General features: G+C 38.0%; 10 protein-coding genes. 7 read left to right on the top strand and 3 right to left on the bottom strand.

What is annotated here, in order from left to right; translation table 11 throughout:
* Positions 1 to 96: 96 nt before the first annotated feature.
* Complete coding sequence (locus GJV03_RS08955; RefSeq protein WP_154129916.1) at positions 97 to 2571, top strand: DNA internalization-related competence protein ComEC/Rec2; 2475 nt, start codon at positions 97 to 99, stop codon at positions 2569 to 2571.
* On the opposite strand, the gene GJV03_RS08950 is transcribed toward GJV03_RS08955, so the two are convergent.
* A complete protein-coding gene (locus tag GJV03_RS08950) occupies positions 2530 to 3486 on the bottom strand; it encodes a lysophospholipid acyltransferase family protein (protein ID WP_004721768.1) in 957 nt (318 codons plus the stop codon). The genes GJV03_RS08955 and GJV03_RS08950 overlap by 42 nt on opposite strands.
* Before the next feature lie 137 nt (positions 3487 to 3623).
* Here GJV03_RS08950 and sppA point away from each other — a divergent pair, with 137 nt between their 5' ends.
* The 3 genes from sppA to GJV03_RS08935 all read left to right on the top strand — a co-directional run bounded on the left by sppA (position 3624) and on the right by GJV03_RS08935 (position 6492).
* Positions 3624 to 4655 (top strand): signal peptide peptidase SppA, encoded by a 1032-nt coding sequence (gene sppA, locus GJV03_RS08945; RefSeq protein WP_105714250.1) that lies wholly within the window; start codon positions 3624 to 3626, stop codon positions 4653 to 4655.
* Between the two features lie 320 nt (positions 4656 to 4975).
* Positions 4976 to 5776: an alpha/beta hydrolase gene (locus tag GJV03_RS08940; protein ID WP_171501847.1), complete on the top strand. Its 801-nt coding sequence runs from the start codon at positions 4976 to 4978 to the stop codon at positions 5774 to 5776.
* Between the two features lie 281 nt (positions 5777 to 6057).
* Positions 6058 to 6492, top strand: coding sequence for a hypothetical protein (locus GJV03_RS08935; protein WP_154129914.1), 435 nt, complete (start codon positions 6058 to 6060; stop codon positions 6490 to 6492).
* A gap of 107 nt (positions 6493 to 6599) precedes the next feature.
* Here GJV03_RS08935 and purN read toward each other — a convergent pair whose 3' ends face one another.
* Both purN and purM read right to left on the bottom strand, forming a co-directional pair.
* Entirely contained in the window at positions 6600 to 7232 is a 633-nt protein-coding gene (gene purN / locus GJV03_RS08930) for a phosphoribosylglycinamide formyltransferase (protein ID WP_004721762.1), read from the bottom strand.
* Positions 7233 to 7241: 9 nt separating this feature from the next.
* Positions 7242 to 8312, bottom strand: coding sequence for a phosphoribosylformylglycinamidine cyclo-ligase (purM, locus tag GJV03_RS08925; RefSeq protein ID WP_105714253.1), 1071 nt, complete (start codon positions 8310 to 8312; stop codon positions 7242 to 7244).
* A 135-nt stretch (positions 8313 to 8447) separates the two neighbouring features.
* On the opposite strand from purM, the gene cxpE reads away from it, so the two are divergent.
* The 3 genes from cxpE (at position 8448) to rbtA (ending at position 12359) form a co-directional block, all read left to right on the top strand.
* Positions 8448 to 9650 carry a chloramphenicol efflux transporter CxpE gene (cxpE, locus tag GJV03_RS08920; RefSeq protein ID WP_004721760.1) on the top strand — a complete coding sequence of 401 codons (1203 nt, stop codon included), beginning with the start codon at positions 8448 to 8450 and terminating at the stop codon, positions 9648 to 9650.
* Between the two features lie 15 nt (positions 9651 to 9665).
* Entirely contained in the window at positions 9666 to 10373 is a 708-nt protein-coding gene (gene hda / locus GJV03_RS08915; protein WP_004721759.1) for a DnaA regulatory inactivator Hda, read from the top strand.
* Positions 10374 to 10544: 171 nt separating this feature from the next.
* Complete coding sequence (gene rbtA / locus GJV03_RS08910; protein ID WP_105714254.1) at positions 10545 to 12359, top strand: rhombotarget A; 1815 nt, start codon at positions 10545 to 10547, stop codon at positions 12357 to 12359.
* Positions 12360 to 12369: the final 10 nt, after the last annotated feature.

The raw sequence follows: 12369 nt of genomic DNA, 5'->3' as shown, positions 1-12369 counted from the left end.
ATATCATGCTGAATTGATGTATAATTTTTAAACTTAAGCCCAATCTGATTGGGCTTAATCAATAAATAAACACTGAAAACAATAAATAGAAAAACTATGTATATGTACATTGCTTTAATCGGATGGATATTGGGTATCTCGTTTATGGGATATTATTCACCCGCTTACTTTAATCTCTTGATTTGGATCAGCTTAGCATTAAGCCTAGTGTTATGTGTATGTCGATGCTTAAACTATAGCTTGATCAATTCTGTTGTATTTAAGTTGGTTTCTCTCAGTGCAGTGGGGATATCAAGTGGTCTCCTTGGTTTTTATTATGCAGATTTCGCACTTGAAAAAAGATTAAGTTTACGTGATACACCACATCATCAAATTGAAAAGATTATTTATATTTCTCGCATAAATACGATTAAGCCAACAGACTCATCCTCCAACACTCAATTGCCTAATACTCAACAGCGTATCCAACAAAAAGCATTGCTACTCGAACCCAACAAAGTCAGACAAATATTGATGTATCTGGATGACTCACAGTCTGAAATGATCCAACTGGGGCAATATTATCGGGTCACAGGGCAAATTAAACCGATTCATGGTTATGCTGTAGCTGGAGTTTTTGATAAAGAAAAATGGTTTTTACAAGAAAATATTCTGGCTGTATTCAAGCCCCAGTCGGTTGAACATATCGATGAAAATCAAGTGAAGCAATTGGGCTATAGCAGCTTTGTTGAGCAACAAAATAGCGTGCGATATAGAATTCAACTTAGTATCGAGAACTTACGTTTAAAGTTTCGCGATTTAATTGCTGATTCTTCTTTAAAAAATAAGGGCTTAGTCCTCGCATTATTGACAGGGGATGAAAGTTTATTGGCAAAAGAAACTCAAGACTTATTCAAAACCATGGGTATTTCTCATTTACTTGCAATCTCTGGGCCGCACGTATTAATTTTTGCCATATTGTTTTGCTTTTTATTTAACTCAAGCATTAAAAGAGTTTATCCACAGATTTTTTTGAATATTCCACAACCTTATTTATTGGTTTATCCATTTTTAGCTTGTGTGGTGTTTTATAGTGCTTTTGTTGGTTTTGAAATTCCTGCATTAAGAACCATGCTAACAGTTTCAATTCTAAGCGTTATTATTTTATTCAAGCAAAAGATTCAACCACTTAAACATTTATTATTGACCGCTAGTATTTTATTGCTGCTTGATCCTTTTAGTATCTTATCTTCTGCTTTTTGGCTGTCTTTTGGTTCATGTTTTATTTTGATTCGCGTCTATCAAACGGTTCAACAACATACTCTCCCAACTGTAGAGACATGGAAGACCAAGGCCAAGCTATTTATACGGGTATTGATTGATTCACAATGGAAAATATTTATTGCTTTACTGCCGGTGGTGCTGTGGATTTTTCAACAATTTTCGTGGATTACACCCTTGAGCAATTTGCTTGCAATTCCGATGATTGGCGCACTGATTGTTCCCATTGAAGTTTTGGCCGCATGTATAAGTATGCTATTTGAACCTTTGGGATTATGGCTTTTCACGATTTCTGATCTTTTATTGTCTATGTTGCTGTACCTACTGGAAAGATTAGATCAGCTGCTCAATTTTAAATTGAATTGGTGGGCATTTACTTCTCTAGAAATTGTTTGCATTGCTTTGGCTGTGTTTATTTTATTTTTGCCCAAAGGTGTGCTGCCAAAATTTTGGGCAATACTCTGTTTAATCCCCTTAGTGATCTCGCATAAGAGTTCTGCAATATTTCAACTGGATATCATAGATGTTGGGCAAGGGCAGGCCATTTTTTTAAATCTACCCAAACATAAAATGCTGATTGATACAGGAGGTTCATTTGATGAAGCAAGATTTAGTATCGGCAAAAATGTCATCATTCCATATCTGATGCGACAAGGGATTGCTCAATTGGATCAGGTGATTTTGACGCATTTAGATCAAGACCATAGTGGTGCATTTACAGAAATAAAGAAAGTGATCAAAATGAACAAAGTTTATTCAAATGAAACAGATGCGCGTTTTAACTTACATGACTTTGACTATTGCCATCAAGGGCAATATTGGCAATATGAAGATGTTCGAATTTCAGTTCTGGCACCTGATAAAAATAGCCTAAGTAAAGCTGCCTATGATCGAAATGAACTATCTTGTGTGATCTATATTCAAGTCCCTCAATCAAAGTCATATCAAAACTTTTTATTGATGGGGGATGCGGGATGGGAAACGGAATTTAATCTGTTAAGACAATATCCCGATTTAAAGGTGGATGTCTTAGTACTGGGTCATCATGGCAGTAAAAATAGCTCTTCTTATGCCTTTTTAAAGCAGTTACAGCCTAAACTTGCGATTGTATCGGCTGGATATGCCAACCGTTATGGTCATCCACATCCGATTGTATTAAGACGGCTAGAGGTGTTGAATATTCCAGCTAAAACCACGATTGAGCAAGGCTCTATCCAATTTAAGCTAAATCCACAAGGGCAGATGGAGGTGACTGGTTATCGCCAAACTTTAAAGTGGCTCGCTTTCCGTGATCGCATCATTGCGGACTGAAGTGACCATTTCCATCGCTTCTTTATTGGGTACATTATAAATCTGTTTGAGTTTTGGATGAGCTTTAAAGCGTTTATAACTCCAGTGATAATGTTCTGGATATTGGCAAATTAATTTTTCCAGCGCAGTGTAAATGATATGCGTACCTTGATTGGCATCCACCTGATAGATCTTTTCATCAATCGGCTGAACCACCATATCAAAACCCTGATTGTCATTTCGGATTGCATATAAGAAAAGTGCTTTGGATTTGGTTTTTTGGATCAGTTTGGCACTTAAATTACTCGAAGAGAGTGGAATCCCGAAATATTCAATCAGTTCTCCACCTTGGTGGGGTGAATGATCAGGCAAAATCACAGTTGTACCACCTTGTTTTAACGCCCTAAATATTTGTCGTACACCAGATTCATCTGTTGGAACTAAGCTGGCATTTTCACGACTTCGCGCTGCACGTACAAAACGATCCGCACTCTCATCCTTAATCGGTTCATACATAATGGTCATTTGGGTATATTGGGCAAACCATGCATTCATAATTTCCCAAGTACCAAAATGAGGCACGATTAGTACGAGGCCTTTTTTTTCAGCAATGGCCTCATGGAAATAATGTTCACCTTCAATATGATGAATACGATCGATATTTTTTTGATTGGAACTGCCCCAAACCGTAAAAAACTCCATATAGGATTGTAGTTCGTTACGGATCGCCTGTTCTGTAATTTTCTCGCGTTTAGGTTTATCAAGATCTGGAAAGCAAATTTCAATATTTAGACGAATGGTTTCAGATGTTTTTGTGATATGTAATAAATTGACCAGTCCTGCCAAAATGCGCGCAATAAAACGCGCGATTGGGATCGGCAGTCGACTGAAAAAATTGAGAAGTCGCGAAGTAGTGGTCTTATGTTTATCAGTCATCCGGATCTAAAATTAAAGCAAAGGTTAAGTAATAGTGAGATTTAGCGAATTATTATAAGTTAAATCGTAATGATTAAATAGATTATACGGATTCCGTGTATATAATGAAGCATGAAAAATTAATTTGGATGGTATAAATGTCAGATTGGCCGCCGAAACCTCAAAATGACAATACAAATTTGAATTCCTCTGCAGGCCAACAGCCTACAGGACAGGAATGGAAGATCTTAGAGAAAGCAGTTCTTGCTTCAGTTGAAGAGCAACGTCGTACTCGTCGTTGGGGGATCTTCTTTAAAATACTCACTTTTCTTTATATTCTGTTTGTCTTAGTTGCACTAGGTAAGAGTTGTTCATTATCTGGGGCAGATGATGGAACAATAACCTCAGAGAATCATTTAGGGGTTGTCAATATCGTTGGTACGATTGATTCAAGTAGTCAAGGTGTAAATAGTACCGATACAATTAAATCATTAAAGAAAGCCTTTGAAGCAAAATCTGCGAAAGCTGTTGTACTGAATGTGAATTCACCAGGTGGGTCACCGGTTCAGTCTGATGATATTTGGCAAGAGATTCAATATCTTAAAAAACAAAATCCAGAGAAAAAAGTCTATGCTGTGATTGGTGATATGGGCGCTTCAGGTGCTTACTATATTGCATCAGCAGCAGACGAAATTTGGGTGAATCCTTCGAGTTTGGTGGGGTCAATCGGTGTGATTATGCCGAACTATGGTGTAAATGGTTTAACCCAAAAATTAGGTGTTGAAGACCGTACCATGACGTCGGGAAGCAATAAAGACATACTTAGTATGACCAAGCCGATTAATCCAGAACAACGTGCGCATATTCAAGCTTTACTGGACAATGTCCATGATCACTTTATCGATGCTGTGAAAAAAGGCCGTGGTGAAAAGCTGAAATCGAAAGATCCAGCGATTTTCTCTGGCTTATTCTGGACAGGTGACCAAGCCATTAAATTGGGTATTGCAGATAAAGCTGGGAATATTGAAACATTGAAACGCGAATTAAAAGTGAAAAAGGCAGTCAATTATACGGTTGAGCGTAGTCCATTTGATTCAGTTCTAGGCCGTTTAGGTTCAGAAATGGGAAATGGCTTAGGTGAAGCTGTAAGCCAAAAACTGGGTATGAACCAAGATGTGAAAATGCAATAGTTCAGATCTTATGGATCAGTAAAAAGTAATAGAGCAGTAGCATTGCTGTTTACTGATCCATCCTGTATGAAATAAAAACAAAGTTGAAAAAAAGAAAATGAAAAATTAAGCCAAACACAATTTTAAAGCGCTATTTTCTTGTTATCTTAAGCCTTTATAACTGCTTTAGACCTGTTTAACTCATTTGAATGGCATCACTGAGTACAAAACAAGAGCACGGGGTTCACTTAAAATGTTTAACTGAATCTGATTTATCAGCTACAGTATTTTCAATTCATCATATTTAGAGTGTAAAGCAAGACATGGTTAGCCTATCTCACATGAAACCTGTTATTCATTTTGCCCATGCCAATGGTGTGCCATCTCAAGTCTATACCAAGCTATTTGATTTACTGAAAGATCAATATGATGTGATTTATGTTTCTTTATTAGGCACAGATCAACGTTATCCTATTGATAACAATTGGTCGAATTTTGCAGATCAAGTGATTGATAGTATTGTGCAACAGTCTAATGGACGTAAAGTGATTGGTTTAGGTCATTCATTAGGCGCCGTTGCAACCTTTTTAGCCTCATTTAAGCGTCCAGATTTATTTGAACAAGCAATTTTATTGGATCCTCCTTTGATTATGGGGACAGCCTCCTTTATTTTTAATCTTGCAAAGAAATTTTATCCTCAAAAAATCGATGTAATGACACCAGCGCATCTCAGCATACGCCGTCGAGATCATTGGGATTCACGTCAACAAGCTGCAGAGTTGTTACGTCCAAAGGGGTTTTATCAGCATTTTGATGCAGATTGTTTTCAGGCTTATATTGATTATGCGTTGACAGAAGATCATGTGCGCGGTGGGGTGACTTTGACCATTCCTAAAGATGTTGAAGTTGCAATTTTTAGAACAGGTCCTTCTTATTGGTGGTTACCTCATCCACAACCGCAAATTCCTGTAGATTTGGTCATTGGTTCAGAGAGTCCTTTTTTAAAACGTAAATTTCCACAAATTACCAAAAAGAAATTTAATATTCCTTTTACCCTGACGGCTGGAGGACATATGTTTCCTTTGGAACATCCAGTTGAAACTGTTGAATTAATTAAAAGGCTGATTCAACAGAATCGATGATTTTAGGTAATTTTTTATGCAAATATTTAGGGTGTGTAGACATTTCATAAATGGCTTGCGTTGTAGGTTAAAATTGAGCAGGCAAGGCATGAAACGAAGAGAATAGCGAGACTATTTTCGAGTTTCATAACGTAGTCTGAGATAATTTTAGTCACAACCCTTCGGGACTAGAGTGTTTTTTGCCGCTACGTCGTTACGAACTACTCATTTAGAATAACTAAATTTCATACTCCGCGCCTAGTATCGCCTAAAAAACACTCGTAGTCGCAAACGTAGACGAATTGTCTACAGACCCTGATGATTTGAGAATAAGTAGTGATGTTCTATTGGGATCTTACCAATTCGGACCAACACAGATCATTGATGTTGAATTTGATTTAGAAGTTGAAAAGCCTAAATTTCATGATTTTGTGACGTTGCTTCAATCCGCTGTAAATGTGATGGGCAAACTGACCCAGCAGAAATTAAGTGAACTTCAATCTCAGATTGCTAAAGAACTTACTGACGCTGCTTATATTGACATGGAAGCCGAGATTAGGCATCAGCGGCAACAAGCCTTAAAAGCGCAGTTATGTTTATACAAAATTTGCTTTTTTATCGAAGGCGTAACGAGTTTAATTTTTATTGCGCAAATGGACTATCCTGGCTTGTGGATTTATTGTCAAATCAATTCAGCATATGAAATTGAAGATATAGAGGTTTCTGAAGCGCGTTAAATTATCGTTCAACTTTTTGTTTAGATAGCAGATTATAAAATTTTTTTAGCCATAAAAAATGCATCCGAGGATGCATTTTTTCGACAGTATTTTAAATCAAGCAATACTTAAAGCTGGCAAAATTGAATTGGCTGTTTAAGTGCTTGCCCCTTATATAAAACCTGACCATTTTCCAAGTGTTGAATGGTGCCATTACAGATCCATTCAACTGCTTGAGGATAAATTAAATGTTCAAGTACATGTACACGTGCTGCAAGGGATTGCACATTATCATGTAGATCGACTGTTAAAACACCCTGAGTCAACGCTTGTCCAGCATCTAACTCAGCAGTGACATAATGTACAGTACACCCGTGTAAAACATCACCTGTATTTAAAACACGTTGATGTGTATGCATGCCTTTGTAATAGGGCAATAGTGAAGGGTGGATGTTGACCATTTTCCCTTCCCATGCTTGGACAAATTTGGCACTGAGAATACGCATAAAACCAGCGAGAATGACTAAATCAACATCCCAATCCAGTAATTGTTGATGCATGACAGCATCAAAAGTTTCACGATCAGGATAGTGTTTATGCTCAATCACCGTGGTTGCAATGCCTGCTTTTGCAGCGCGTTCTAAGGCAAATGCTTCAGGTTTATTGGAAATGACCCCCACGATTTGCCCTGAAAGATTGGCATCAATCAAGGCTTGAAGGTTACTTCCACTGCCTGAGACAAGTACAGCAATTTTAATCATGTGAGAGACTTATGCAAAAATCACACGAATTTTTTCATCTGCGCCTTCAATAGAAGCTGCATTTTCTTGGATATGACCAATTGTCCATGCTTTTTCGCCTTGAGCAGTCAAAACTTCAATAGTTTTGTCAGCATCTGCAGCATCAACTGCAATGACCATACCCACACCACAGTTAAATGTGCGGTACATTTCAAATTGTTCTACAGCACCTTCACGTTGTAAAAGTTTGAACAATTCAGGCCATTGCCAAGACGATTCATTAATCACCGCTTGAGCGCCATTTGGAAGTACGCGAGGTAAATTACCAGGTAAACCGCCGCCTGTGATGTGTGCCATTGCATGGACATCAACTTGTTTGCACAGCTCAAGTACTGATTTTACATAAATACGTGTTGGTTCCATTGCAACATCAGCAAGCGGACGACCATCTACAATTTGAGTTAAATCGACGTTTTTCACGTCTAAGATTTTACGAAGTAAAGAATAACCGTTTGAGTGTGCACCAGAAGAGGCTAAGCCGATAAGAACATCACCTGCTTTTACTTTCGTACCATCAATGATTTTGCTTGCTTCAACTACACCCACAGAAAAACCTGCGAGGTCATAGTCTTCACCTTCATACATTCCTGGCATTTCAGCAGTTTCACCACCGACCAATGCGCAGCCTGCAAGCTCACAACCTTTACCAATACCCGTCACAACATTTGCAGCAACATCAACATTTAAATGTCCAGTTGCGTAATAATCGAGGAAGAATAGAGGTTCAGCACCACATACAAGAAGATCGTTTACACACATTGCAACCAAGTCTTGACCAATCGTGTCATGACGATTTAAGTTCAATGCTAAACGTAATTTTGTACCGACACCATCTGTACCAGATACAAGAACAGGTTCTTCATAACCTTTAGGGATTCTGCAAAGTGCGCCGAAGCCGCCTAAACCACCCATTACTTCAGGGCGTGTTGTACGTTTAGCGACAGATTTGATTCGATCGACAAGTGCGTCGCCCGCTTCAATATCGACACCAGCGTCTTTATAGCTTAAACCAGTGTTTGGGGTAGAAGTTGAGTTGCTCATAATTGAAGTCTCCGCATTCGCGCGGGGATTATACCCGAATATACGAAACTCTTATGTTATTTCTGCACTAAAATGCTATCTTTATGAAAATATTTTCCCCTCCATAACGAATAAATTTGAAAAAGGCGTGATTCGATGCACGATCGGACTTTAAAACGAATTTTTATCCTTGCTGGAATTGCTTTAGTTTTATGGATTTTATATTTATTAAAACCTGTAGTGATTCCTTTTGTTGCGGCTTTTCTGGTTGCCTATTTATTTAGTCCAGTGGTGGATAAGCTGTCAAAAGTTTTACCAAGGTGGCTCTCTATTTCGGTGGTTTTTATTGGAATAGGCGTGTTACTGACTTGGGCAATATGGTTTGTTGTGCCCTTGGTTTGGAAACAATTAATTTATGCCCGTGACAGTATTCCTGCGGGAATCCATTGGGTGAATTCAACTTTCTTACCGTGGTTGTCCAACAATTTCAATGTTGAACATATGGAATTGGATACAGACCAAATTTCTAAAGTGGTGATGGAGTATGTTCAGACCAACTATAGTGCGGACAGTATTCAAGCGATGGCTTTAAAAATTGCCCAATCTGGACTGAGTTTTATTTCGATCGGCGGAACAATTGTTTTAATTCCAATTATTGCATTCTATTTCTTGCTTGATTGGAAGCGGATGTTGGAACACTTAAAAAGTTTTATTCCCCGTCAATATGAAAGCAATGTACTTAAAATTGTTGGTGAATGTCATAGCGTTTTGGGGGCTTTTGTCAAAGGACAGTTCCTTGTGATGATTTTATTGGGAATCGTCTATGCCGTAGGCTTGCAGCTGGTGGGTTTAGAGGTCGGATTAATCATTGGAATGATTGCGGGGCTGTGCAGTATCATTCCATATCTTGGATTTGGTGTCGGAATTATTGCGGCAGTGATTGCTTGTTTTTTCCAGTTTGGTCTAGATCCAAAACATTTATTGATGGTTCTGGCCGTATTTGGTGTAGGGCAGCTCATCGAAGGATATATTCTTCAACCGTTCTTATTGGGTGATAAAATTGGTTTATCTCCTGTAGCTGTGGTATTTGCAGTACTTGCGGGGGCTCAGTTGGGTGGCTTTGTGGGGATGTTGATCGCACTGCCAGTTGCAGCTGTTATCGTGGTTTTACTCAAGCATCTCAAAGATTTATATCAAGAAAGTCAGTTCTTTAAAGCAGAGGATACTTTAGTGACTATACAAAATAATGGCACTACTGAAACAATTTCAGTCGAAAGCGACAAAGTTGATCTTGATATTGAAGTTAAAAACACGCAAGATACTGATCAATCGATTAAAAATGATCAAAATCCACTTTAGGAATGATTTGAATATATGCGTCAATTACAGTTGGATATAGAACCACAACTGGATGCCAGAATTAGTGATTTTTCTGGGCCAGGCTGGGGACCTGTAATTGATGCTGTGCGTCAGCTTCATGCAGGGCTGATGAATCGTTTCTACATCTATGGTGGTGCTGGAACTGGAAAAAGTCATTTACTCACGGCGATTTGTGATTCTTATTTAGAGATTGGCAAATCTGCGATTAAAGTTTCGCTCTTAGAACTACTTGATGCACCTATAGAAGCAATTACCTCATTAGAAAGCTATGATTTGGTTGCCTTGGATGATATCGAGGCCATTAGTGGCGTACCACATTGGCAAAAAGCGGTATTTCATCTGATTAATAACAATAACGAAGATGGCGGACAGTTGGTGTTTTCATCACGATTTGCGCCGATAGAATTAAAGCTAGAATTACCAGACCTACAATCTCGCCTTACTCAGGCAGTCAGTGTAAAAGTACCGAGTGGACAGTCCTATGCAGATCGACATGCTTTATTGCATTCTGTGTTGGAACGTCGGGGTGTACATTTTGACCCACAAATAACGGAATATTTGCTATTACATGGGCCACATCAAACGAGTACACTACTTCAGTCTGTTGAACAGCTAGAAAAGTTATTAAAGGGTGAGAAAACTAAATTATCTCATGCAACTTTAAGACAGCTCTATGCATTGATTGATGAATATCGACAATAGTTGATTTTTACTATTGTTGAGTGCGCGTAACACAAGAGGTGAAGTCAATAGATCGGCCGATGAAAATTCTTGAGAATTTTTATTGTGTGTGACAAAGTACGCAAAAAGGACTGATAGCAAAGCGTAATGCTGGCTAATAAGAAATAATTAAAAGAAATCAAGGAGACTATAATGCTCAAACGGGGCATAGGCTTAGGATTATTATGTATTACTGGTCAGGCATTTAGTGCAAATATTACTGTGACTACCACAGACGATATTGTAAAAGCTGATAATCAGTGTTCATTAAGAGAAGCAGTTGAATATGTCAATCAGGGAATGCCTGAAGCTGGCTATAATGGTTGTGGCGGCGGCAAAGAGGTGACTGCAAAAATTATATTACAAGGCAATAAAGAGTATTCACTGAATAAGCAAATCCGAATATTAAAAGATGTCGCATTTGGTTCGACTTATGAAAGTAACGTAAATAATACACAAACGCTTGTAGGTAAAAACAATGCCATTATTAAAATGGTTGGAAAAGAACGTTTATTTAAGATTGAAAAAGATATAGATCAGAAAGCAGAGACACCACCTGCAATGCTGAAAGTTTCATTTGATGAAATTACCCTGAAAGGCTGTGGCCAAGATGTATGCGCTGAGCAAGGTGGTCTGATCTATAACAAAGAAGCATTGGGGATAAGTAATAGCCAACTTTTAGATGGTCATGCAAAGGAAGGTGGGGCAATCTATAATGCAGGTATTTATGCCGCGAATACAGCATTAAGTATCGTTGCTATTAACAAGACCTTAATCAAAGGCAATAAAGCAGAAAAAGGTGGTGTAATTTATACTGAATTACCTGCATTTGTTATCACACAATCCTTGATTCGAGATAATGAAGTTACCGATGCTACAAGTTCAAACTTTGAAACAAAAAATCAATTTTCTGAAGATGCACTAAAAGCCTTAGTAGGTTCTTCTACGTTCTATGGAATTGAAAATAGTACGATTTTTAACAATAAAGGCTATGTGGTTAAAGTCTACGATGCTATGCAGCTCAACAATATCACTATGATTCTCAATAGTATGGGCCTTATTGTAGATGCGCCTCAAAAGAAAGGTTTTGTCGCAAATAGTATTATTGCCAAAAATGGTACACAAGATTGTACGATTGTGGCTGGTGGTGAGGCAGAACAGATCAGTAATAATCTTTATTCTTCAGGATGTAATGGTTTTAAAGCAACAGCATTGGGTAATGCGCAACTGATTGCTGGAAGTACCACAGAAGGAAAATGTGACTTTAGTACCAATGGGATTTTATGTCCGTTTGCTGAGGCACCGAGTGTAGCCTTAGGTTATTTTTTACCAAGAATTTTACCAAGTTATAACTCGGCTGAAGATTCTCTGATTATTAACCATGGTCCAGAACCTCAAAATAAAATAGCAGCTTGTTCAACTGTTGATCAGCGGAGTAAACAGAGAAATTCCAATTCAGAATTATGTGATCGTGGTGCAATTGAACTGGTAATTGACCTCGCAAATATTTCGACCGTAGGGCAAGATATTTTATATGGTGAAATAGCTAAGTTTTCAATCTCTGATCAATTACAAGATGGTGAACTTGTTAGTGCTGAAAAGTGTAAACAAATTTTTAATCGCGAATTGGATGACAATGGTAAGCCTTGGCAAATAGGTTGTTTAAAGATTATTCAAACTAATACCCCATCGAAAGGCACCATGACGATAAATCAGGCAGGTGATATTGTGTATACACCGAATGGTCAATGGCAAGGTTCAGATGAATTTAAAATTAATGTGGTGACATCGACCACAAGTTTTAATAAATCGGATAATCCTTATATTACGATTCCTGCACGAATTGTACAAAGAAAGCCAGATGATTTTAAAAACTATAAAGTAAAGACCTCTGGTGGAAGTCTAGGATTTCTTTCAATCATTGGACTGATTGGTTTAGCTGGCTATCGACGGATCAAGTATAAGTAAAGGATTGCAC

This window comes from Acinetobacter sp. RIT698 (assembly GCF_009668065.1).
Taxonomy (GTDB): Bacteria; Pseudomonadota; Gammaproteobacteria; order Pseudomonadales; family Moraxellaceae; genus Acinetobacter; species Acinetobacter guillouiae.
The sequence above is the reverse complement of the archived record's forward strand: the minus strand, read 5'-3'. Positions and strand labels throughout refer to the sequence as shown.

Coding starts and splice junctions, on each gene's coding strand:
- cxpE (WP_004721760.1), top strand. CDS start 8,448: ATGCACGATCGGACTTTAAAACGAATTTTTATCCTTGCTGGAATTGCT.
- sppA (WP_105714250.1), top strand. CDS start 3,624: ATGTCAGATTGGCCGCCGAAACCTCAAAATGACAATACAAATTTGAAT.
- GJV03_RS08940 (WP_171501847.1), top strand. CDS start 4,976: ATGAAACCTGTTATTCATTTTGCCCATGCCAATGGTGTGCCATCTCAA.
- hda (WP_004721759.1), top strand. CDS start 9,666: ATGCGTCAATTACAGTTGGATATAGAACCACAACTGGATGCCAGAATT.
- rbtA (WP_105714254.1), top strand. CDS start 10,545: ATGCTCAAACGGGGCATAGGCTTAGGATTATTATGTATTACTGGTCAG.
- purN (WP_004721762.1), bottom strand. CDS start 7,232: ATGATTAAAATTGCTGTACTTGTCTCAGGCAGTGGAAGTAACCTTCAA.
- GJV03_RS08955 (WP_154129916.1), top strand. CDS start 97: ATGTATATGTACATTGCTTTAATCGGATGGATATTGGGTATCTCGTTT.
- purM (WP_105714253.1), bottom strand. CDS start 8,312: ATGAGCAACTCAACTTCTACCCCAAACACTGGTTTAAGCTATAAAGAC.
- GJV03_RS08950 (WP_004721768.1), bottom strand. CDS start 3,486: ATGACTGATAAACATAAGACCACTACTTCGCGACTTCTCAATTTTTTC.